This is a genomic window from Pseudomonas sp. P108, assembly GCF_032613195.1.
Lineage (GTDB): Bacteria > Pseudomonadota > Gammaproteobacteria > Pseudomonadales > Pseudomonadaceae > Aquipseudomonas.
Genome location: NZ_CP126691.1, coordinates 694,986 through 716,888 on the forward strand (window position 1 = coordinate 694,986; position 21,903 = coordinate 716,888).

18 protein-coding genes are annotated in these 21,903 nt (G+C 61.3%); 1 reads left to right on the plus strand and 17 read right to left on the minus strand.

Features of this window, described 5'->3' with window-relative positions; genetic code table 11:
• From QOM10_RS02950 to urtA, 8 genes are all read right to left on the minus strand, one after another.
• The gene (locus tag QOM10_RS02950) at positions 1 to 534 is read right to left on the minus strand and encodes a GNAT family N-acetyltransferase (protein ID WP_127925653.1); all 534 of its coding nucleotides are present in this window, start codon (positions 532 to 534) and stop codon (positions 1 to 3) included.
• 9 nt (positions 535 to 543) lie between these two features.
• Positions 544 to 846: an urease subunit gamma gene (gene ureA, locus QOM10_RS02955; protein ID WP_016984788.1), complete on the minus strand. Its 303-nt coding sequence runs from the start codon at positions 844 to 846 to the stop codon at positions 544 to 546.
• Positions 847 to 1,069: 223 nt separating this feature from the next.
• The gene (locus QOM10_RS02960; RefSeq protein WP_316917543.1) at positions 1,070 to 1,909 is read right to left on the minus strand and encodes an urease accessory protein UreD; all 840 of its coding nucleotides are present in this window, start codon (positions 1,907 to 1,909) and stop codon (positions 1,070 to 1,072) included.
• Between the two features lie 43 nt (positions 1,910 to 1,952).
• Positions 1,953 to 2,651 (minus strand): urea ABC transporter ATP-binding subunit UrtE, encoded by a 699-nt coding sequence (gene urtE / locus QOM10_RS02965; protein ID WP_316917544.1) that lies wholly within the window; start codon positions 2,649 to 2,651, stop codon positions 1,953 to 1,955.
• 134 nt (positions 2,652 to 2,785) lie between these two features.
• A complete protein-coding gene (gene urtD / locus QOM10_RS02970; RefSeq protein WP_007918913.1) occupies positions 2,786 to 3,655 on the minus strand; it encodes an urea ABC transporter ATP-binding protein UrtD in 870 nt (289 codons plus the stop codon).
• The gene (urtC, locus tag QOM10_RS02975) at positions 3,652 to 4,731 is read right to left on the minus strand and encodes an urea ABC transporter permease subunit UrtC (RefSeq protein ID WP_102899410.1); all 1,080 of its coding nucleotides are present in this window, start codon (positions 4,729 to 4,731) and stop codon (positions 3,652 to 3,654) included. The genes urtD and urtC overlap by 4 nt, the downstream gene beginning before the upstream one ends.
• A complete protein-coding gene (gene urtB, locus QOM10_RS02980; protein WP_316917545.1) occupies positions 4,731 to 6,233 on the minus strand; it encodes an urea ABC transporter permease subunit UrtB in 1,503 nt (500 codons plus the stop codon). The genes urtC and urtB overlap by 1 nt, the downstream gene beginning before the upstream one ends.
• Before the next feature lie 359 nt (positions 6,234 to 6,592).
• The gene (gene urtA / locus QOM10_RS02985; RefSeq protein ID WP_127925657.1) at positions 6,593 to 7,858 is read right to left on the minus strand and encodes an urea ABC transporter substrate-binding protein; all 1,266 of its coding nucleotides are present in this window, start codon (positions 7,856 to 7,858) and stop codon (positions 6,593 to 6,595) included.
• A gap of 306 nt (positions 7,859 to 8,164) precedes the next feature.
• Between urtA and QOM10_RS02990 the strand changes: the two genes are divergently transcribed.
• Positions 8,165 to 12,967, plus strand: coding sequence for a DUF4329 domain-containing protein (locus QOM10_RS02990; protein ID WP_316917546.1), 4,803 nt, complete (start codon positions 8,165 to 8,167; stop codon positions 12,965 to 12,967).
• 41 nt (positions 12,968 to 13,008) lie between these two features.
• Here the strand turns inward: QOM10_RS02990 and QOM10_RS02995 are convergent, their stop codons facing one another.
• From QOM10_RS02995 to cbiE, 9 genes are all read right to left on the minus strand, one after another.
• The gene (locus QOM10_RS02995) at positions 13,009 to 14,382 is read right to left on the minus strand and encodes a PepSY-associated TM helix domain-containing protein (protein ID WP_150775127.1); all 1,374 of its coding nucleotides are present in this window, start codon (positions 14,380 to 14,382) and stop codon (positions 13,009 to 13,011) included.
• Positions 14,383 to 14,543: 161 nt separating this feature from the next.
• Complete coding sequence (locus QOM10_RS03000; protein WP_316917547.1) at positions 14,544 to 16,664, minus strand: TonB-dependent copper receptor; 2,121 nt, start codon at positions 16,662 to 16,664, stop codon at positions 14,544 to 14,546.
• Between the two features lie 84 nt (positions 16,665 to 16,748).
• Positions 16,749 to 17,195, minus strand: coding sequence for a DUF2946 domain-containing protein (locus QOM10_RS03005; RefSeq protein ID WP_127925661.1), 447 nt, complete (start codon positions 17,193 to 17,195; stop codon positions 16,749 to 16,751).
• A 21-nt stretch (positions 17,196 to 17,216) separates the two neighbouring features.
• The gene (locus QOM10_RS03010) at positions 17,217 to 17,696 is read right to left on the minus strand and encodes a copper chaperone PCu(A)C (RefSeq protein WP_316917548.1); all 480 of its coding nucleotides are present in this window, start codon (positions 17,694 to 17,696) and stop codon (positions 17,217 to 17,219) included.
• 49 nt (positions 17,697 to 17,745) lie between these two features.
• Entirely contained in the window at positions 17,746 to 18,144 is a 399-nt protein-coding gene (locus QOM10_RS03015) for a DUF2946 domain-containing protein (protein WP_150750048.1), read from the minus strand.
• A gap of 47 nt (positions 18,145 to 18,191) precedes the next feature.
• Positions 18,192 to 18,503, minus strand: a complete 312-nt coding sequence (locus QOM10_RS03020; protein ID WP_064388729.1) for a hypothetical protein — start codon at positions 18,501 to 18,503, stop codon at positions 18,192 to 18,194.
• A 341-nt stretch (positions 18,504 to 18,844) separates the two neighbouring features.
• Positions 18,845 to 19,573, minus strand: coding sequence for a cobalt-precorrin-6A reductase (locus QOM10_RS03025; protein ID WP_316917549.1), 729 nt, complete (start codon positions 19,571 to 19,573; stop codon positions 18,845 to 18,847).
• Positions 19,570 to 20,667, minus strand: coding sequence for a cobalt-precorrin-5B (C(1))-methyltransferase (locus QOM10_RS03030; protein WP_127925666.1), 1,098 nt, complete (start codon positions 20,665 to 20,667; stop codon positions 19,570 to 19,572). Before QOM10_RS03030 ends, QOM10_RS03025 begins: the two co-directional genes overlap by 4 nt.
• Positions 20,660 to 21,871: a precorrin-6y C5,15-methyltransferase (decarboxylating) subunit CbiE gene (gene cbiE / locus QOM10_RS03035; RefSeq protein ID WP_316917550.1), complete on the minus strand. Its 1,212-nt coding sequence runs from the start codon at positions 21,869 to 21,871 to the stop codon at positions 20,660 to 20,662. Before cbiE ends, QOM10_RS03030 begins: the two co-directional genes overlap by 8 nt.
• Between the last annotated feature and the right edge of the window lie 32 nt (positions 21,872 to 21,903).

Sequence of the window (21,903 nt, forward strand, 5' to 3'; positions counted from 1 at the left end):
TCACTCCTTGTTGGTGTCAGGCGGCTCCGCGCCAGGGTTGAGGGTCAGTTGCATGAAGGTCAGGTCGAGCCAGCGGCCGAACTTGGTGCCGACCTGCGGCATCTGCCCGGTGATGCTGAAACCGGCGCGTTCGTGCAGGCGAATCGAGGCGGCGTTGCCGCTTTCAATGGCGGCGACCATCACGTGTTTGCCGCAGGTCCTGGCCCGCTCGATCAGCGCGGTCATCAGTTGCGGGCCGAGGCCGTTGCCGCGCTGATCGCTGCGCACGTAGACCGAGTGCTCGACGGTGTGACGGAAGCCGTCGAACGGCCGCCAGTCACCGAACGAAGCGTAGCCGAGCACGCTGTTGTCGGCGTCGGCGATCACCAGAATCGGATAAGCCTGGGCCTGACGCGCGCTGAACCACGCTTGACGATTGCCGAGGTCGACGGCCTGTTCATTCCAGATCGCCGTGGTGTTGAGTACGGCGTCGTTGTAGATGTCACGGATCGCTGGCAGGTCGGCGTGAACAGCATCGCGAATGGAGTAAGTCATGGCGCGGCCTCAGACGATCGGTTGGTGAACGGTGACCAGTTTGGTGCCGTCGGGGAACGTCGCTTCGACCTGGATTTCCGGGATCATTTCCGCGATGCCTTCCATCACTTGCTCGCGGCTGAGCAGGGTGGTGCCGAAGTGCATCAGCTCAGCGACGGTCTGACCGTCACGCGCACCTTCGAGCAGCGCGGCAGAAATGTAGGCCATGGCTTCCGGGTAATTGAGTTTCACGCCGCGCGCCAGTCGCCGTTCAGCGACGAGGCCGGCGGTGAAGATCAGCAGCTTGTCTTTTTCGCGTGGGGTCAGGTCCATTGTGGGGTTCCGTCAGGGCAGTTTTGTGAGGTTCTTGCGGGCGAGGGGTGCCAGTTGGAGCAGCCCCTCACCCTAGCCCTCTCCCGAGGGAGAGGGGACTGATCTCGGTTGTTTTCAATGGCCGGTTCAGTCAGCGGTATTCGTTCAGGCAGTTAAATTCATTTCAAACGACTCGGTCGGGCTCCCTCTCCCTCCGGGAGAGGGCGGGGGGTGAGGGTCGCTTTCAGGTGCTCCATATTCTCGGTGACACCGCTTCGCGGCCCAGCAGCACCGGGCGCAGCAAGCGCCATAAATCGATGAGCCACGCACGGGCGAGCAACGCTTCGCCGGCCAGACAACGAGCCACCAGCAGCCCAGGCAACTGGGTCAAATCCCCACGCACTTCATGGCCCAGCGAGCGACAACGCTCAAGCAACTCGGCATCAATCTCACCGGTCACCAACAACGTCGCAAACACCGGATTGCCATCCAGCCCGATCGGCGAATCAAGCAAACCGTCGCCACCGACAATGCGCTGGCGCTCATGCCAGAGCAATCGGCCATCGCGGCGAATATCCAGGTGCGCCTGAAAATGCCCGCGCTCGAAACGCTCGCCACTGGCCGGACGACCCAGCGCAACCACGTCCCAGTAGAACAGTCGCGCGTCACCTTGAAGATCAATCGAAGTGCTGAGCTCCGCCTGTGCGGCGCTGTAGACGATGGTCTCCTGCGGCAGCCATTCCAGCGTCGCCCCGGCCGCCACTTTCAAGTCGAGTTGCTGATAAGCCGGCCCACCGGCGCGATACCACTTGGCCGCGCCGGGGCTGGTGATCTGCGCCCAGGCGTCTTGCTCGACGCGGGCGCTGATGTCCAGTCGATCACCGCCGGCAATCCCGCCGGGCGGGTGGACGATGATGTGCTGGCAGACCTCGGGGCCTTCGGCGTACAGGTGCTTTTGCACCCGCAGCGGGCCGAGGTGCCGGCGCATGACCGGGCGCGTGCAGTCGCCGAAACGGGCGTAGGCAAGTTCCAGCTCGGCGTGCCAGCTCGGGGTAAACAGGGCAGGTGCAACAGTCGAATTCATGGCGTGTAATTATCGTTAGGAAGCTACAGATTAGTTCGTTGTACTAGATCGTTACCAGCCCGCGTACACCCTCCGCCTCCATATTTTCACCGCGACCCTGCTGAACGATCTCGCCCCGGGACATCACCAGGTATTGATCGGCCAGTTCTGCGGCGAAATCGTAGAACTGCTCGACCAGCAAAATCGCCATATCACCGCGCTCCGCGAGTTTCTTGATCACTGCGCCGATCTCCTTGATCACCGAGGGTTGGATGCCCTCGGTGGGTTCGTCGAGGATCAGCAAACGTGGACGACTGGCCAAGGCGCGGCCAATCGCAAGCTGTTGCTGCTGACCGCCGGAGAGGTCACCGCCGCGACGCTGCTTCATTTGTAGCAGCACCGGGAACAATTCATAAATGAAACCTGGGACTTCTTTGGCTTCACTGCCGGGAAAGCGTGACAGTCCCATCAGCAGATTTTCTTCCACGGTCAGGCGTCCGAAGATCTCCCGGCCCTGTGGCACGTAAGCGATGCCGGCGTGAACGCGCTGGTGTGGCTTGAAGGTGGTGATCGGTTTGCCTTCCCAATTCACCGCGCCTTCTTTGGCCGGCAGCAGACCCATCAGGCACTTGAGCAAAGTGGTTTTACCGACGCCGTTGCGGCCAAGCAGGCAGGTGACTTCGCCGACTTTCACGTCGAACGAGAGGCCACGCAGGATGTGGCTACCGCCGTAGTACTGGTGCAGCTTGTCGACTTGCAGCATGTTCAAATTCTCCCCGGTGATCGTTCCCACGCTCTGCGTGGGAACGCATCCCGTGACGCTCCGCGTCACATAACGGCGGACGCAGAGCGTCCATGGCGGCATTCCCACGCGGAGCGTGGGAACGATCTGAGTCCTTAGCGGCCGAGGTAGACCTCGATCACGCGCTCGTTTTCCTGCACTTGCTCAAGCGAGCCTTCCGCCAAAACGCTGCCCTGGTGCAGCACGGTCACATGGTCGGCAATCGAGCCGACAAACCCCATGTCATGCTCCACCACCATCAACGAATGCTTGCCCGCCAGGCTCTTGAACAGTTCAGCGGTGAACTCGGTTTCCGCATCAGTCATCCCCGCCACCGGCTCATCGAGCAGCAACAATTGCGGGTCCTGCATCAACAGCATGCCGATCTCGAGAAACTGCTTCTGTCCATGAGAGAGCAACCCGGCTTGACGATTGACCGAGGTGGTCAGGCGAATCGTCTCCAGCACTTCGCTGATCCGGTCCTTTTGCTCACCACTCAAACGCGCACGCAAACTGGCCCACACCGACTTGTCGGTTTTCTGTGCCAGCTCCAGGTTTTCAAACACGCTCAGCGCCTCGAACACTGTCGGCTTCTGAAACTTGCGGCCGATGCCAGCCTGAGCGATTTGCACTTCGCTCATTTGCGTCAGATCCAGCGTTTCGCCGAACCACGCCTTGCCGTGACTCGGGCGGGTCTTGCCGGTGATCACGTCCATCAACGTTGTTTTACCCGCACCGTTGGGGCCGATGATGCAGCGCAATTCGCCGACGCCGATGTACAGATTGAGATTGTTCAGTGCGCGAAAGCCATCGAAGCTGACGCTGATGTCTTCCAGTGTGAGGATCGTGCCGTGACGGGTGTCGAGGCCCGGACCGACGCGCTGGCCGAGGCCGATCGAATCGCGGCTGGTGCCGGCGTCCTTGTTCGGTTCGACGGGAAAGAAGGCCGGTTCCAACATGAATTCCGCGCTCGCCGTGACTCTCATTGTTCACCTCGTTTCTTCAGCAGACCGATCACGCCTTTGGGCAGGTACAGCGTCACGACGATGAACAGCGCGCCGAGAAAGAACAGCCAATATTCCGGGAACGCCACGGTGAACCAGCTCTTCATGCCGTTGACCACACCGGCGCCGAGCAACGGCCCGATCAAGGTGCCGCGACCGCCGAGGGCTACCCACACCGCCGCTTCAATCGAGTTGGTCGGCGACATTTCGCTGGGGTTGATGATCCCGACTTGCGGCACGTACAACGCACCGGCCAGACCACACAACACCGCGCTCAACACCCACACGAACAACTTGAAACCGCGCGGGTCGTAGCCGCAGAACATCAAGCGGTTTTCCGCATCGCGCAATGCTGTCAGCACGCGACCGAACTTGCTCTGCGCCAGGCGCCAGCCGATGAACAGACTCGCCACCAGCAACAACACCGTGGCCAGAAACAACACCGCGCGAGTGCCCGGTTCAGTGATGCCGAAACCGAGAATCGTGCGGAAATTGGTGAACCCGTTGTTGCCGCCAAACCCGGTCTCGTTGCGGAAAAACAAGAGCATGCCGGCGAAGGTCAGGGCCTGGGTCATGATCGAGAAATACACGCCTTTGATCCGCGAGCGGAAGGCGAAGAAACCGAACACCAGCGCCAGCAAGCCCGGCGCCAATACCACCAGACACATCGCCCAGACGAAGCTGCTGGTGCCGGTCCAGTACCACGGCAATTCGCTCCACGACAGGAAAGTCATGAACGCCGGCAAGCCATCACCGGCAGCCTGACGCATCAGGTACATGCCCATCGCATAACCGCCGAGGGCGAAGAACAGACCGTGACCCAGCGACAGCAAACCGGCATAACCCCAGACCAGATCCAGCGCCAGGGCGACGATGGCGTAGCAGAGGATTTTGCCAACCAGCGTCAGCGTGTACGCCGAGACCGACAGGGCATTTTCCGCCGGCAACAACGACAGCAGCGGCAGGGCGATCAGCAGGGCGAGGATCACCGCACCGACGGCGATCGTGACTTTCGGGCCGGCCTTTTGCGTGGCCGTGACTAACAGAGGCTGGTTCATCAGTCGATCACCCGTCCTTTCAGTGCGAAGAGGCCTTGCGGACGTTTCTGGATAAACAGAATGATCAGCGCGAGGATCAGGATCTTGCCGAGCACCGCACCGATCTGCGGTTCGAGAATTTTGTTGGCGATGCCCAGGCCGAACGCGGCGAGCACGCTACCGGCCAATTGACCGACGCCGCCGAGTACCACCACCAGGAACGAGTCGATGATGTAGCTCTGGCCGAGGTCCGGGCCGACGTTGCCGATCTGGCTCAGCGCCACACCGCCGAGGCCGGCGATGCCCGAGCCGAGGCCGAACGCGAGCATGTCCACGCGCCCGGTCGGCACACCGCAGCAGGCCGCCATGTTGCGGTTCTGGGTGACGGCGCGAACGTTGAGGCCGAGGCGGGTTTTGTTCAGCAGCAGCCACGTCAGCACGACGACGAACAAGGCGAAGGCGATGATCACGATGCGGTTGTATGGCAGAACCAGATTCGGCAGCACTTGAATGCCGCCGGACAGCCATGCCGGGTTGGCCACTTCAACGTTTTGCGCGCCGAACAGCAAGCGCACCAGTTGAATCAGCATCAGGCTGATGCCCCAGGTGGCGAGCAAGGTTTCCAGGGGGCGGCCGTAGAGGTGGCGAATCACCGTGCGCTCCAGCGCCATGCCGATCGCCGCTGTGACGAAGAACGCCACCGGCAGCGCGATCAACGGGTAGAACTCAATCGCCTGTGGTGCGTAGCGCTGGAACATCAACTGCACCACGTACGTCGAGTAGGCACCGAGCATCAGCATCTCGCCGTGGGCCATGTTGATCACGCCGAGCAGGCCGAACGTGATCGCCAGACCGAGTGCCGCCAACAGCAGAATCGAACCGAGGGACATGCCGCTGAAGGCTTGACCGAGGATCTCGCCGATCAGCAGTTTGCGTTTGACTTGAGCTAGGCTGGTTTCGGCAGCGGTGCGTACGTTGGCGTCGGCTTCAACGCCGGGTTCGAGCAAACCTTCGAGACGCGTGCGCGCCAGTGGATCGCCGGTTTCGCCGAGCAGGCGTACTGCGGCGAGGCGCACGGCCGGATCGGTATCGACCAATTGCAGATTGGCCAGCGCCAGGCTCAGGGCGGCATGGACGTTTTCATCTTTTTCGCCAGCCAGTTGCTGGTCGAGGAATTTCAGCTGCGCGGGTTTCGCGCTTTTCTGCAATTGCTGCGCGGCGCTCAGACGGATTTTGGCGTCGGCGGCGAGCAATTGATGGCTGGCCATGGCGGTGTCGATCAGACCCCGCAGGCGGTTGTTCAGGCGCAGGGTTTTGGGTTGGCCGTCGATGGTCAGTTCGCCTTGCTGCAGGGCGTTGATCAATTCGATACGGGCCGGATCGGGCTGCGCGGCCCAGGTTTCCAGCAGTTTGGCTTGCTGCACAGGATTGGCCGCGACGAAGTCTTCGGCATCGCCGGCGTGGGCCAGCATCGGCAGCAATAGTGCGATGGCTATGAGAAAGCGGTGTATGGCAGTGGGCATTAGTGGTGTTTCCTTTCTTGCGGTGGCCGATGGAGCGGTATCCGGCTGTGAATCCGCCCCTCACCCTAACCCTCTCCCAGAGGGAGAGGGGACTGACCGAGTTGTCAGGTCATCCAACACCGACCTGACATTCCTGCGTCGAACTCAGGATCTGAAAGCCATAGAGATCTGCTCCCTTCCCCCACTCCCGGAGGGAGAGGGGGCTGGCCGAGGTGTCTGGACGATGTGCTGCGACCTGCGAATTCGAGCCGAACTCAGGCTTTGAAAAACATGAAGATCGGCTCCCTTTCCCCTCTCCCTGAGGGAGAGGGCTGGGGTGAGGGGGAAATCTAAAGCCCACCTCAAAAACTGAATCCGCCTCAGTTGCTCTTCACCGCATAATCGGGCTTCTTGTCGTTGCCCTGAATGAACGGGCTCCACGGTTGCGCGCGAATCGGCCCTTCGGTCTGCCACACCACGTTGAACTGACCATCAGCCTGAATCTCGCCGATCATCACCGGTTTGTGCAGGTGGTGGTTGGTCTTGTCCATGGTCAGCGTGTAGCCCGACGGCGCGGCAAAGGTCTGGCCGGCGAGGGCCTCGCGGACTTTGTCGACGTCGGTGGATTTGGCTTTCTCCACTGCCTGCGCCCACATGTGGATGCCGACATAAGTGGCTTCCATCGGGTCGTTGGTCACGGCTTTGTCGGCGCCCGGCAGGTTGTGTTTCTTCGCGTAGGCTTTCCAGTCCGCGACGAATTTCTTGTTCTGCGGGTTCTCTACCGACTCGAAGTAGTTCCACGCTGCGAGGTTGCCCACCAGCGGTTTGGTGTCGATGCCGCGCAGTTCTTCTTCGCCGACCGAGAACGCCACAACCGGTACGTCGGTCGCCTTCAGACCCTGGTTGGCCAGCTCTTTATAGAACGGTACGTTGGAGTCGCCGTTGACCGTCGAGATAACCGCAGTCTTGCCACCGGCCGAGAATTTTTTGATGTTGGCGACGATGGTTTGATAGTCGCTGTGACCGAACGGCGTGTAGACCTCTTCGATGTCCTTGTCGGCCACGCCTTTGGAGTGCAGGAACGAGCGCAGGATCTTGTTGGTGGTGCGCGGGTAGACGTAGTCGGTGCCGAGCAGGAAGTAGCGCTTGGCACTGCCACCTTCTTCACTCATCAGGTATTCAACCGCCGGGATCGCTTGCTGGTTCGGTGCAGCGCCGGTGTAGAAGACGTTCGGCGACATCTCTTCGCCTTCGTATTGCACCGGGTAGAACAGCAAACCGTTGAGCTCTTCGAACACCGGCAGCACCGATTTACGCGACACCGAGGTCCAGCAGCCGAACACCACGGCGACCTTGTCCTGGGTCAGCAACTGGCGGCCCTTTTCGGCGAACAGCGGCCAGTTCGACGCCGGATCAACCACCACCGGCTCAAGCATCTTGCCGTTGACGCCGCCCTTGGCGTTGATCTCGTCGATGGTCATCAGCGCCATGTCTTTGAGCGACGTTTCGGAGATCGCCATGGTGCCGGACAACGAATGCAGAATCCCGACCTTGATGGTCTCGGCGGCCTGGACGGTCCAGGTCATGCCCATCGCGGCAACGGATGCCGTGAGTGTGAAAGCCTTGATCAAACTGCGACGCTTCATTGTGCGATCTCCATGAACGTTTGAAGTTTTTCTGGTTGGCAGATGCGGACGACTGAAGGTGTGTTTTGCAAGGGCTGTGCCCGGTCGGGATCGGGCAGGAAAATGTCGTTTCAGAGCGCTCGCATGACCGCGGTGCGCACCACGAACGGACAGGGTGTGGGCGTTGGTGCGTCGAGGTGCGCCAGATTGGGGCGCGGCCTGACGCTATAGATGCGGATACATAAACGATAAACATGTACCGCGGCTCGCTTGGTCCGCAGGCACACACTCATTCGCAGCCATCCCGATTTTCTCCCAGGATTTTTTATGAATGATGTGTCTGGCCGATCCGGCCGCGCTGCAAGGACTTCCGCAAAATTCAAGCTGCCCCCTCTGAGCCCGGCGTTTCTGACTGAGGAGGACGCGGCGTATTGGGCCCACACGCGCATTGCGCGGAAATCGGACAAGGAGTACGGCAGCGTTATTCTGCTGCGTCCGGATGGAAAGTTCGTGGTCACCTCACCGATAGCGGGTGAACCCACACGCTTCGACTTTGGCTCCCTTCTCGAAATCGATGCCGCTGGCATGATGCTTCATCCGCTGGGCTACCGATGCGTCGCCAGCTTGCATAGCCATCCGCCGCTGCATGATGAGTTTCGCAAGGACAATCCGCGTCAGGATGAAAGGCTGGTCAGGCTCTTCATCAGTTTCTTTTCGGCGGCCGACTTCATTGGCGATGTGACGGCGCGGGATTTTTTTCGCAGCGCTTATCTGTCGGGTGCCGACGGCACATTGCTCAAATATGTGTCGAGCGGCTCGCCTGAGGAGCGCGATTACTACCTCTGGCATCAATCCGGCGCGCCTTCTGGGCATCCGTCGGGGGCTTATGAGTTGATGAGCCTGATCAACAAGCTCGCGACCGTGGGAGAACTCAAAGTCATTGTTTCGAGTGCCGACTGGGGACATTCCGTTGGGCAGGTCCCCGCAGCCTGGAAAGCCGGCGCACCTTTTTCCGCCGGTGTGATCACCGAGCTGCCTCTGATGACGCGCGTCTGCGTCAATGCCGAACGTGCCGTGCTCGCAGCGCTGAAATCCCGAGGTGCGCAGACGACGGGCCTGCTCTTGAAAAAGCGCGGTGCAGAAGAATATGTCGCGACCCATGCGCGTCCTGCCGGGCTGGACGCGTGGGATCCGGAAAAAATCTTTCCGCTGGAGGCCAGCGGTCAATTGCGCCTGCCGGCCGGCTATGCGCTGGAAGGCTTTTACTTTGCGTCACGCCCTGACCCGACGCAGTTTCCGCCGGTGCAACCGTGGCTCTATGAGAACTTTTTCACCCCGCAGGAAATGGCTCTGGCCATCGCAGCCCGTGCCCGCAGTCAACGCTGGTTGGCTGCCAGCCGGCCATTGTCGCTGTTCATGCAGGCCACAGACTACGCGATGCTGCAATACCAGTTCAGCGGCAGTCCGGTCGAAGCGGCGCTGAGTGTCGAACAGGCCGACGGCACGATCGGCGACAACGGGGTGCAATCCAGACTGCTGGCTGACACGCTTCGTCCGCGTATGTTTGTCTCGATGCTGGTGTTGGCCGGCAGGCTCAACGTCGTGCGTGGCAGTGCCTTGTGGGCGCAACTGGGGCCGGTGGATCTGCAATGGCAACCTTTCGCGCATTTCCCCTGGCCGGTGCTGAGCCGGGATTTTCTGAGCGCCGATGACGCAGCCCGGCATGCCCATGAACAGATCGGCATTCGCCGTGATCGACAGTATGCCGGGTATGTTTTTCAGCGCAGCGACAAACGCTTCGTCGTGACCGAGCCGCGGGAAGGCGATATCGACACGCTGAGCCAGGGACGGCTCTATCCGCTGGACAACCACGGGCAGACGATATTTCCCGATGATCATCGCTTGCAGGCGCGCTATGTGTCCCATGTTGCGTTGTCGCGGCTCGATCCGGTGCACGTCGGGTATCACCGCTGGACGCCGCGGGAGGCGTTGCTCAGCCTGCAGATGTTGAGCGTCGAAGAAGTGCGCCAGGCTTTGGCCGACACGCTTGTTCTGTATTGCTCTGGCGGCCGGGACAGTCTGATCCGCTACACGCCTTCAGTGACCCTGGCCGCGAAGGATCTTGCCACTCGCCTCGGCACTCGCCAGCACCCCGGCACGTTGGCCAGGGATCTGGACGCGGGAAGCAAGCGGCCGCAGGCGTTTGTCCGTGAGCAGGCGGCAGCCGGCGAGTTGGTGAGCCTGATCGATGATGCGTTGTGGGGGTATCGAGGGCCGATAGTTGCAGGCTGGGCATTCGCAGAGTTACCCCTGCCAGCGTCAACCGAGCCCCCGCCTCCCGAATTGCCTGGTCCGCCGTTATCCCAGCCGGATCTGCCGCCGTACCCCGAACTGACGCCGCCCGGGCCGACTTCGCCAGCACCGTTGCCGTGGAAACGACCGGTGCACCTTCTGTACGGCGCGCTCTTCGCGTCGGCGGACGAAGCGGCGCAGAGTCAGTACGCTCGCGATACGCGCTTGCAGGACGACAAGCGCGCATGGTTCGGATTCATTCTCAAGCACAGGGAGCGGGAGGAATTTATCGCTACCGAACTGATTCCGGTCAGTGAACGGCGCGACAACCTGTTCGATCTGGATAGCGTGTTTGCCTCTATGACCACCGAGCCCTGGTATCGATATCCCGAAGGCTTCGATCTGTTTGCTAGCTTTTATTCGCATCAGCGCGTAAAGGATCTGTCTGAGCGGCCCGCCGACTGGCTGGCGCATTACTTCATCACGCCGGACGATCTCACCGTTGCGATGTATTACTCGCCGCGGCGTCCGCTGGTCGCTTCGGACTTGCCGGCAGCGTTGTATATCGCCAACCGAGAGGGTGCGCTGTTGAAATACCGGCGCAGCGCGACCAGTAAACTGTTTCATGACAACACCTCGCAAGCGACGCTCGACAGCATCAAGCGCGATCTGCTTTCCGGTGCGAAGGTCGCGACGGATTTCGTCCATGTGGTGGCCAGCAGTGGCGAACTGTCGGTCATCAGAACGAGCGAGTGCTGGGATCGCCCGGGCAAGGTCAAGCCGACCTGGCAGCCTTTTGCAAACCTGGAGCGGCGCTGGCTCAGCCCGGCTTTCCAAAGCGCTGACGACGCGGCGGTGTATGTCCGATCGCTTCTGCCCAGCGCTAGCGAGAAGACGTGGGGTGGCCTGATTCTGCGCCGAGCGGATGCGCTGTACGTGGCCACGCTACCGGTCGAAGTTTCACGGGAAAATTTCGACAGCACAGAGATCTTCCCGGATGAGAGCAAGCGCGCAGGCCTGTTTCCCTTGGGTTGCAAGATTGCGGCACGCTATCGATCCCGGGTCGTTCGGGAATTGTCGGTCACGTTTTCTCCGGTTCAGAAGCAGATTTACCTGAACATGCTGTCGGTCGACACCGTGTACTCGGCGTTCACTCGCCGTTTCAAGGATTGGGATGAATACCTGTTCGCCCCGGACGGTGCGTTGATCTGCTATTACCCGGGTTTGTGGGAGCGCTTGCGGGCTGACCTTGCAGCGGCGCTGTCGGACAACACCAAGGTTCCCGCCAATCTCGATGCAGACGCGATCAGACAGCGCATCCGCAACGGTGAGTTGCAACCGGTTGCCTGGATCAACTCCTTGGCCAGAATCGGCTATTTGCAGGTTGTGACCGGCAGCGAAATCTGGGGCTCGCCCCGCGCCGTGGAGCAATGGACACCTTATGCCAACGATCTGCGATCTGCCGCTGACTACACCCAAGCCATGCGTGACCCGGTGTGCAGTCCGCTGTTCCTTCAGGCCGATGCGACTGCCCGTTACGTGCATGAGGCTTCGGTCAGTCGCGACACACTGACGTTCGGATTCGTCCTGTACGCTCGCGAGGGCGTGTACCTCGCCACGTTGCCGCTGACAGCGCAGCGTTCCGAGCTGGCGCTGGATCGGGTTTTCCCCCAAGGCCGATGGCTGCGCGGATATGCCTGGGACGCGCTGTATCTGCGTGCGCCGTTGCCGCCGGTTGGCGTTCGGGCCGATGATGTGCGCCATTTCCTTTTTGCGCCAAACGATATTCAGCAAGCCTGCAGGCGCGCCAGCACGCCTCAGGGGTACAAGCTGATTTACTTGTCCTGCGCCGACGGCGCTCTGTTGAAATGGCAATTGCATGCGTTCGAGCCCGGCGAGTTTTATGACGAGTTTGGCCAGATCCAGCTGCTTCCCAACTCGTTCGTATCGCCTGAGCAGGCAGCGGTCGATGAGCGCGACATGGCCAGAGGCCGGTTCAGCTTTACCGGGTATGTTCAGCGGATGGCCAAAGCTGGCCGGCTCGAGGTCATTGAAACCAGTGACTGCTGGTCGCGTCATGGTCAGGTGACAGAAGACTGGCAGCCGCAACTTGCCAATACGCCCCACGAGCAGCGTTGGCAACGTCATCCGGTGCCGGCACTGGGACCGATTTTTAATCACCCCGACGATGCCGCGCGCTATGCCCAGCAGCGAGTGGATAAAGAAACACTTGGCCGAACCGGGTACGAAGGGGCGATTCTGGCGCGGTCGACGCGCCAGCGCTTTGTGCCCCTTGAACCGATTGCCGGTTTCGACAATGGTGACAGTCTTCGTGAGCAGTTATTCAGTACTGCCAAGGATTCTTCATCACGCAATCCTCCGTTGAGTCTGTTCGACGGTTACACGTGTGTGGCCAGCCACCAGTTCAATTTGTCGCCCAACATCACGCTGTCAGCGGACGTCGAGCAAGTCAGGGGCAATTTCCCTGCGCCTGATCGAATGCATGCGCACACCCATGCACTGAAAAACAAAGGGCTGAATATTCAGGCCTATTACTATTCGACGCCCGAGCAAGTGTTGCTCAAGTACACCCCCGATTATTCCGCCGCCGAAAATGATCTGCTGCTGTCGGCTCGATCGCTTGTTTTCAAGGACGGGCGGTGGATCAGTCGGTTAAGCCCTGCCGAGTTTGTCTCGCAACTCATGCAATTGGGCGAGTTGCGCGTGCTGGTCGCCGGACGCTACTGGCGTCAGACGGGGCGGATGGGCGATGGGTGGAAAATACGTCGTCAGCAATCATCGGTTGAAGGCACCGTGCGCAGAAAAGACGAGCTGTAGGCCGCAGGCGCGGGCAGATAAGGCTGCCCGCGCCTGTGACGTCAGGGCGCCAGATCGGCGGTGCGCTGGGCGAAACGGGTCAATAAGAGCCTGTCCAGCAACCACACCACCACCAGCGAAGCCCCCACCAGCGGAAAGACCACCGCCAGCGCCAGCATGATCACCACGCCGGTTTTCCATTTCGGCAGGTCATGCCGCAACGGCGGTACGCCGAACTTGCCCTGTGGCCGGCGCTTCCACCAGATCACCACGCCGCTGACGGCGCTGAGCAGAATCATCAGGCAGATCAGCAGCACGACGATCTGATTGAAGGTGCCGAACATTTTGCCTTCGTGGAGCATCACGCCGATTTCCGTGGCGCGGGCAACGCTGCCGTATTGTTCGAAACGCACATCGGCGAGAACCTTGCCGGTGTACTGATCGACATGCAGGGTCGCATCGTTGCGTGGGTCATCGGCGAACACGGCGATGGTGAATACACCGGTGGCGGTGGTCGGCAGAGTGATGCTGTAGCCCGGTTCGACTTTGCGCTGAGTGGCGATGTTCTGCACGTCTTGCAGGCTGATCCCCGGTGCGGCGGGACCGGCGTTGGCGTTGCCGTGAGCCATGTGTTCGGCATGGTCGCCGGACATCGGCATCGGCGTGTTTTCCATCGCCCATGGCACGGTCTGGCGGGTGGCGGTGTTAAGGGTGCGCGCCTCGATGTCGGAGGTCGGTACGTTGTCCCACATCGCGGCTGGGAACACGTTCCACACCTGGGCGTATTGCTTGCCCCAGAAACCGGTCCAGGTCATGCCGCTGAGCAGCATCACCAGCAGCAATGTCGCGCCCCAGAAACCGGTCACCGCGTGCAGATCACGCCACAACACGCGGCCGCGACTGTTCAGGCGTGGCCACAGAATGCCCGCTGCCTGACCGCGCGGCCACCACAGAAACAGGCCCGACACCACCAGCACCACACCCCACCCGGCAGCCATTTCGATGAGGCGGTCACCGACGGTGCCGATCATCAATTCGCCGTGAATGGCGCGAGCGATGGCTTGCAGGTTTTGCTTGGCATCCTGTTCGCCAAGGATGTCGCCATGGTACGGATCGACGAATACGTTGAGTTCCTGGCCGGCGTTCTTCACCACAAACTGTGCGCTGCGTTCGGCATTCACCGGCGGCAGGTACTGGGTGATCTGGCCTTGTGGATAAGCGCTTTTTACCCGCTGCAGCAAGTCGTCGGCCGGCACTGTGTGATGGCCGGCCGGGACGTTGAGCAGGCTGCTGTACATCAGCGAATCGAGCTGCGGTTTGAACAGGTAGATGATGCCGGTCAGGGCCAGCATCACCATGAACGGGGCGACGAACAGGCCGGCGTAAAAATGCCAACGCCAGGCCAGGTTGTAGAAATTCGGTTTGGGCTGTTTCATCACGTGTGCTCCGCTTGGCTTGGATCTTCTAGTTGTTCTGCAACCCTGTGGGAGCGACGGTGCGACGATTCGACCTGCTCGCGAAGGCGTCGTGCCAGACGACATCAACGTTGGATGTGCCGTCCCCTTCGCGAGCAGGCTCGCTCCCACATGGGTGGGTGTTAGAAACTCATGTCGACCTTGGTCCAGAGCGTGCGCCCCGGTTCATTGATCGCTTGCGGGTCGTTGGCCGGGTAGCCGAATCCGGCGTTGCCCGCCAGGTTCAGGTGTTCGGCGTAAGCCTTGCCGAACAGGTTGTCGACGCCGCTGCTGACCTTCCAGTGTTTGTTGATCCGATAGGCACCGTTGAGTGAGAACACGCCGAAGCCGGAACTCTTGTCGTAATCCTTGCCGACCACGTTGCCCTTGTTCTGGTCGATACGGTTTTGCGCGGCAACCACCCTCCACAGTGCGCCAGCGCTCCAGTTGTCTTCGGTATAGGTCAGGCCGAAGCGTGCATCCAGTGGCGGCATTTGCGGCAGGGCCGTGCCGTCGCTGCTGTTTTTGCCCCAGGCGTAAGCCAGGGTCGCATCGGCTTTCCAGTTATCGGTGAGTCTGTACGCGGCACCGAGTTCACCGCCCATGATTCGCGCGTCGATGTTCTCGGCGCGCGAAGTGCTCATGCCCATCATTCCCGGGGTGTAGTCGAAGAGGATGTAATCGCGGATCACGCCGACGTAACCCGAGGCCCAGGCTTCGAGTTCGGCGCTCTTGTAGTTCACGCCGAAGTCGAACTGGGTGGTCTTTTCCGGTTTGATCGAATCGAACGCGTTGACCGATCCGGCCGGGCCGGACTTGGGCGAAAACAGCTCCCAATAATCCGGGAAGCGCTGCGCGTGACCGAGGCCCGCATAGAGCGTGGTCGGACTGTCGGCCAGGTCATGCTCGTAGCGAATGAACCCGCTGGGCAGGGTGTCGGCGCGGGTATCGTCGGCGGTCGGGTTGGGGCGGCTCATCATTCCCGAACCGGTGGTTTGCCGGTAATCCTTGGCTGAAGCACGGTCGACACGGGCGCCGGTGATCAGCCGATCACGGTCGGCGGCGTACCAGGTCATCTCGCTGAACACACCGTAGTTATGGAAATCGGCGTCCTTGCTGTACGGCTGATCCTTGTAGGTGTCGATGCCCATGCCGCTGCGCTGACGGTGTTCGTTGGTCTGCGCGTCGAGGCCAGTGATCAGCTGAATATCAGCCCAGCGCCAGGTCGCCTTGATCCGTGCGCCGAGGGTGCGGCGGTCGACATTGGACGCCATCGGCCCCGCCATCATCCCGGTGCCGGACGGCGTGCGCAGGGTGTAGTTGTCCATCACGTGGTCGGCGTAGTTGTAGTAGACCTGCGCTTCGAGTTTCTCCAGCACGTCGGTGATGCTGGATTTTTCGAAACGCAGACCGAGGCTTTCCCGCAGGAACTGCGAACCGTCCATGCCGCGCCCGGCGTAGCGCGCTTCGCCGTCGCCCTTGCCGGCGGTGAGTTCGATCAGGGTGTCGGCGTCTGGCGTCCATCCGACCGCGATGTCACCGTTCCACTTGTCGTAGCGCGAGGCGACGATATCGTTGTTGCCGTCGCGGTAATCGTCGGAATGCGCGGTGTTGCCGATCACTCGCACGTAGCCCAGCGGGCCACCGGCAGCGGCGTCGACGACTTTGTCGAAGCGTCCGTGGGCCCCGGCCAGAATGCTCGCATTCACCCGTGTGCCGAGTTCGCCAAAGCTCTCCGGCTCACGATCAAACAGCACCGTACCCGCCGACGCGCCCGGCCCCCAAAGCACGGTTTGCGGGCCTTTGATCACGGTCAGTTTGTCGTAGGTTTCCGGCGAGATGTACGAAGTCGGCGCGTCCATCCGCCCGGGGCAGGCACCGAGCATCATGCTGCCGTTGGTGAGGATGTTCAGGCGTGAGCCGAACATGCCGCGCAGCACCGGATCACCGTTGGTGCCGCCATTGCGCACCAGGGCGAAGCCCGGAATGGTCTTCAGATAATCGCCGCCGTCACTGGCCGGCACCGGTTGGCGCGGATCTTTTGGATTGGTGACGATGGTCAGTGGCGAGCTCGGCGCAATTGCGGTGATCACCGTTGGACTGAGTTCTTCGTTGTGGCCGGCGTGATCATCGGCCAGCACCAGCGGGGACAGCAGAACGCCGCAAAGGACGGCGGTAGCGTGCCTGAAACGAATCCGCGATTCGGTCAAAGCGAAGGACGCCGGGGCAAAACCCGAGCGTGGAACAGCAGCAAACCTGGACATGACAATTTCCATCAAACAGTCGTAAACGACACGGCCGGCAGCCTGAAGCTGTCTTCTCAACCGTGTGCAATCAAAGGTGCGTGTTTACGTGGCGATGGGCGGGGCGCGGGTGCGGGCGCCGGGGAAGAAGGTCTGCCGGGCATGGCCCAGGCGTGGGGAGGGCGGGGTGAAGGTGTTGAGCGGTGGGATGTTGAAGGCGACGAAATCGCCGACGCCGGTCAGTGCCGGGCAATTGAACAGCAGGCTGCAATAGCCGCACTTTTCCCACAGCACGTGGTGCGAGGATTGTGGCGGGCAGTGTTCGGCTGAGGGCTTGGCGTCGTGGCCGCTGTGATCCATGCGCGGCATGTCCATCGACATGTCCATGCTCATCGGCATCGATGTCGAGGCGTGCTGATCCATCGGCATCGACTGAGAAATCAGTGGGCCGATGAAGATCATCAACATGGCGAACAGGGCGATCCAGCTGCCGCGAGTCAGAGTTTGAGTCTGACGGCGTTGCCGCAAAGGCCTGGCGCTCAGCGGGCGCATGGGCGGAGTCTGCCGAAAGGCTTACTGAGTGTGCGCGTGGGCCTGCGTGGTTTCTGGTGGCTTCTTCTGCACCGAGACGTCGACGGTGACGTCACCGGCCTTCTCGAAATGCATCGTCAGCGGGAAGCGTTTGCCATCGCTGAGCAGGCTGCGATCGGTCGGGTTGAGCAGCATCACGTGCCAGGCCATCGGCGCGAATGTTACGTTGCCGCCGGCCGGGATTTCCACGCTCGGCACTTGCTGCATCTTCATGAGATCGCCCTGCATGACGTGCTCGTGCAGTTGGGCTTCGGGGGCGATGGGCGAGTCGACGCTAAGCAAACGGTCGGCAGTTTTGCCGGCATTGTGAATGATGAAATACGCGGCGACGGTCGGCGCGTTGGGCGGCAGCTCTTGCGACCATGGGTGGGCGATTTCCAGCTCGCCGGCCTTGTATTCGTGGGCATGGGCAAAGCACGCCGGCAGCAACAGCGCAGCGATTACGATGAGTTTGTTCAACATGGCAGTCTCTCCAGAACGATTTGAAACGCAGGTCAATTGCGCGAACAAATCAAACCAGAGGGGAAGCACGGGGATTGAGACTCGGCCATTGCTGGCGCGGCGTGGGTGTTTGCAGTGAGGCGGGCGCCACGCTGCGATTACTTTCATAACGGGCGAAATACAGCTGCGGCGAGTGCGCCGGCAGCGCCACCAATGGCGCCGAGCCCGAGCAGCACCAGCAATGCTGCATGTTCGAATGCGTGTCGTTGGTCGGGGCTTTTTGATCGCTGGCGCCGATGTTGATCGCCACCATCTTGGTCCCGCTGCCGGTGCAGAAACTGCTCCAGAGCCATTGTTCGGCCGGTGAACTGGCCGCCTGCGCCATCGCCCCGGTCATCGGCATGGCGAGCATGTTGAACAGCACTGCAAAGCAGGCGATCCAGGCAATTGCTAGCCGGTGTCGGTTCATGGGACAGATCCATTGGGTGGGCGATCAGGCGCGGCTATTTAGCCTGATCAGGGCCGATAAGTAAAAAAGCGTCGTGCGGTTTGGTGTCGCAGCGCTTCCTGCAAGAGCTTGAGAAGCCTGCGCCCCAGCTCGATTTCGCCGTTATAAATGAGTGTAGCGGCTTCGATTCGCATTGCCTGGGCGAAATTCGAGTCGCTTTCTATTCGTGCACGAATGGTCTGCTTGACGTCTCGAAGTGCTACTCGGTTGAGCTGCCCATCGCCCGAGTCTTCGATCTCACAGCCCTTGATGTATTCGCTAAGATCGACAGGTGTTTTCAGGTAATCCTTGACGTCGAAACGGGAGAATTTTTCTGACATTGGATGTGTACGCCCTAGGAATCAAAGACGTTGAGCGTAGAGGTGGACGCTGACTGCCGATAGTCAGTGATTCGTTAAGTTGTTGTGAGCAGTGTCCGGCGCGGTTGTAGGATTCAAGTCAGATATCCAGTCGAGCCCGTGACATTGTGGGAGCGAGCCTGCTCGCGAAAGCGGTGGGGCAGGCAATGATGTGCAGACGTTGCCGACGTCTTCGCGAGCAGGCTCGCTCCCACAGTGGTCGGTGGCGAACACGTAGTCTGTGTACGTCGCGAACCTTGTGGAAGCGGCGGTGCGACGATTCGACTTGCTCGCGAAGGCGTCCGTGAGAACTGCGCTTGTTTTTAGATAAGGTTAAGGGGCGCAAGGGCCATGAGGATTGCGTCGACCGAGGCAAACTCCCGATCAACCCCCGGCAACCCCGGTCGCTTCAACACAATCACCGGCACCCCACGCTCGCGCGCCACTTCCAGCTTCGGCTCGGTCGCGGTGCTGCCGCTGTTCTTGCTGATCAACACATCGATCTGCCGCCGCTCGAACAGCGCTCGCTCATCCTCCAGCAGAAACGGCCCGCGTGCGCCGATCACTTCGCAGCGTTCGTTGCCGGGATAGACGTCGAGTGCGCGCAGAGTCCAGAACTGTTCCGCAGGGATTTCATCGAGGTGCTGCAGCGGTTCGCGGCCGAGGGTGAACAATGGACGGCGGAAAGGCTTGAGGGCAGCGATCAACTCGGCCCAGCCGCTGACTTCGCGCCAGTCATCACCGGGCTGCGGCTGCCACGCCGGACGGCGCAAAGCCCAGCAGGGGATGTCGGTCAGTCGTGCGGCGGTCGCGGCGTTCTGGCTGATCTGTGCGGCATAGGGATGCGTGGCATCGAGCAGCAAGTCGATGCCTTCGTCGCGAATGAACTGCGCCAGCCCTTCAGCGCCCCCGTAGCCACCGACGCGCACCTGACAGGTCAGATCCGTCGGTACCCGGCCAACGCCAGCGAGGCTATAGATATGTTCTGGCCCCAGTGTGCGGGCAATCGCCAGCGCTTCGGTCACGCCGCCCAGCAACAATATCCGCTTCATGCAAAACCTCCGGCATGCCCGACAATCCCGCCCTGACGATCAATCGCAAACACCTCGACCTGCACCTGCGCGGGCACCACGCTGCGGGCGAAATTCAAAGCATGGCGGCAGACTTCATCTCCCAGCGCGATCCCCGCTGAACTGGCCATGGCCAGCGCCTGCTGGCTGGTGTTGGCCTCGCGAATGCTTTGCTGCAACGCCTCATCGGCACCTATCGCCGCCGCCCACTCCGCCAGTTGTGGCAGGTCGATACTCGAATGCCGCGAGTGCAGGTCCATGTGCCCGGCCGCCAGTTTGCTGATCTTGCCGAAGCCGCCGCACAGGCTGAGTTTATCCACAGGCACTTTGCGCACATGCTTAAGCACCGCGCCGACGAAGTCGCCCATTTCGATCAGAGCGATTTCCGGCAGGTTGTAGACGCGACGCATGGTGTCTTCGCTGGCGTTGCCGGTGCAGGCGGCGATGTGCAAATAACCGTTGGTTTTCGCCACGTCGATGCCTTGATGGATCGAGGCAATGTAGGCCGCGCAAGAGAACGGCCGAACGATGCCGCTGGTGCCGAGGATCGATAATCCACCGAGAATGCCCAGCCGTGGGTTCATGGTTTTCAGCGCCAGTGCTTCACCACCCTCGACGTTGACCGTGACGTCGAAGCCGCCGAAATAACCGGTTTCCGCCGCGAGCAATGTCAGGTGATCGCTGATCATTTTGCGCGGTACCGGGTTGATCGCCGGCTCACCGACCCCGAGCACCAGTCCCGGCCGGGTCACGGTGCCCACGCCGGCACCGGCATTGAAGCGAATCCCCGGCTCGGCCATTAGCCTTACCCGCGAATAGAGCAGGGCACCGTGAGTCACGTCGGGATCGTCGCCAGCATCCTTGATCGTTCCGGCCTCGGCGCCGTCATCGGTCAAACGACAGAACTCCAGTCGCATCTGCACCTGTTTGCCTTTGGGCAAAACAATCTGCACCGCATCGGCGGAGTGTCCGCCGAGCAACAGACGCGCGGCGGCAAGGCTGGTGGCGGTGGCGCAGCTGCCAGTGGTCAGGCCGCTGCGCAGCGGCGCAGGTTGTTCGGCAGTTTCGTCACGCATCGAGGGGTTTGACCAGATCGAGCAGGGTGATCGGTAGCGCCTGACGCCAGGTGTCGAACTCGCCGAGCGGTTGCGCCTGGGCGACATGGATACGCGTGAGTTCGCCGCCATGGCGTTCGCGCCAGTTCATCAGGGTGACTTCGCTTTGCAGGGTCACCGCGTTGGCGACCAGACGGCCACCGGGCTTGAGTTGCTCCCAGCAGGTTTCGAACACGCCCTCACGGGTGACGCCGCCGCCAATGAAAATTGCATCCGGGCGTTCCAGTCCGTTCAGCGCCTGCGGCGCCTTGCCGCGAATCAATTGCAGACCGGGCACGCCCAACGCATCGCGGTTGTGCTCGATCAATTGCTGGCGGCCGTCATCGGCTTCGATGGCCACGGCGCGGCAACTGGGGTGCGCGCGCATCCACTCGATACCGATCGAGCCGCTGCCGGCGCCGACATCCCAAAGCAATTCGCCGGGGGTCGGGGCAAGGCGGGCGAGGGTGATGGCGCGTACGTCGCGTTTGGTCAATTGGCCGTCGTGCTGGAATGCCGAGTCTGGCAATCCAGCTAGGCGTGACAGGCGCGGGGCGTCGGCATCGGCCAGGCATTCGATGGCGATGACATTGAGGTCGGCTATCGGCGCGTCATCCCAGGCGCTGGCGCTGCTGTCGATGCGTCGTTCGGTGTCACCGCCGAGATGCTCGAGAACGCACATCCTGCTCGAACCGAAGCCGCGTTCACGGAGCAATTGTGCAACAGCAGCCGGGCTCTGACCGTCGTTGCTCAGCAACAACAGACGCACGCCACTGAATAATTGGGCATTGAGCGCCGCCAGTGGTCGGGCCACCAAGGACAGCGTTACCACGTCCTGCAACGGCCAGCCGAGACGAGCGGCGGCCAGCGAGCAGGACGACGGTGCCGGCAGGATCAGCATCTCGTCGCTCGGCACCTGACGGGCGAGGCTGGCACCGACGCCGTAGAACATCGGGTCACCACTGGCCAGCACGCAGACCGCTTCGCCACGCTGAACCAGCACCGGCGCGAGGGAAAACGGGCTCGGCCACAATTGCCGTTCACCGCGAATGCACACCGGCAACAAATCAAGTTGGCGCTGGCCACCGACGATCCGCGAGGCGCCCAACAGGGCACGCCGGGCGTTTTTGCCCAGGCCCTTGAAGCCGTCTTCACCGATTCCCACTACCGTCAGCCAGGGTGACATCTATATTCCTCTAAACACGCCGTTCCGACGGG

What these genes read in the sequence shown, in the direction of transcription:
- QOM10_RS03025 (WP_316917549.1), bottom strand. Translation starts at nt 19,573, where the DNA reads ATGAAGCGGATATTGTTGCTGGGCGGCGTGACCGAAGCGCTGGCGATT.
- urtD (WP_007918913.1), bottom strand. Translation starts at nt 3,655, where the DNA reads ATGAGAGTCACGGCGAGCGCGGAATTCATGTTGGAACCGGCCTTCTTT.
- QOM10_RS03010 (WP_316917548.1), bottom strand. Translation starts at nt 17,696, where the DNA reads ATGTTGAACAAACTCATCGTAATCGCTGCGCTGTTGCTGCCGGCGTGC.
- QOM10_RS03000 (WP_316917547.1), bottom strand. Translation starts at nt 16,664, where the DNA reads ATGTCCAGGTTTGCTGCTGTTCCACGCTCGGGTTTTGCCCCGGCGTCC.
- QOM10_RS02995 (WP_150775127.1), bottom strand. Translation starts at nt 14,382, where the DNA reads ATGAAACAGCCCAAACCGAATTTCTACAACCTGGCCTGGCGTTGGCAT.
- QOM10_RS02990 (WP_316917546.1), top strand. Translation starts at nt 8,165, where the DNA reads ATGAATGATGTGTCTGGCCGATCCGGCCGCGCTGCAAGGACTTCCGCA.
- QOM10_RS02950 (WP_127925653.1), bottom strand. Translation starts at nt 534, where the DNA reads ATGACTTACTCCATTCGCGATGCTGTTCACGCCGACCTGCCAGCGATC.
- urtE (WP_316917544.1), bottom strand. Translation starts at nt 2,651, where the DNA reads ATGCTGCAAGTCGACAAGCTGCACCAGTACTACGGCGGTAGCCACATC.
- QOM10_RS02960 (WP_316917543.1), bottom strand. Translation starts at nt 1,909, where the DNA reads ATGAATTCGACTGTTGCACCTGCCCTGTTTACCCCGAGCTGGCACGCC.
- QOM10_RS03005 (WP_127925661.1), bottom strand. Translation starts at nt 17,195, where the DNA reads ATGCGCCCGCTGAGCGCCAGGCCTTTGCGGCAACGCCGTCAGACTCAA.
- ureA (WP_016984788.1), bottom strand. Translation starts at nt 846, where the DNA reads ATGGACCTGACCCCACGCGAAAAAGACAAGCTGCTGATCTTCACCGCC.
- QOM10_RS03030 (WP_127925666.1), bottom strand. Translation starts at nt 20,667, where the DNA reads ATGCGTGACGAAACTGCCGAACAACCTGCGCCGCTGCGCAGCGGCCTG.
- QOM10_RS03015 (WP_150750048.1), bottom strand. Translation starts at nt 18,144, where the DNA reads ATGAACCGACACCGGCTAGCAATTGCCTGGATCGCCTGCTTTGCAGTG.
- urtC (WP_102899410.1), bottom strand. Translation starts at nt 4,731, where the DNA reads ATGAACCAGCCTCTGTTAGTCACGGCCACGCAAAAGGCCGGCCCGAAA.
- cbiE (WP_316917550.1), bottom strand. Translation starts at nt 21,871, where the DNA reads ATGTCACCCTGGCTGACGGTAGTGGGAATCGGTGAAGACGGCTTCAAG.
- QOM10_RS03020 (WP_064388729.1), bottom strand. Translation starts at nt 18,503, where the DNA reads ATGTCAGAAAAATTCTCCCGTTTCGACGTCAAGGATTACCTGAAAACA.
- urtB (WP_316917545.1), bottom strand. Translation starts at nt 6,233, where the DNA reads ATGCCCACTGCCATACACCGCTTTCTCATAGCCATCGCACTATTGCTG.
- urtA (WP_127925657.1), bottom strand. Translation starts at nt 7,858, where the DNA reads ATGAAGCGTCGCAGTTTGATCAAGGCTTTCACACTCACGGCATCCGTT.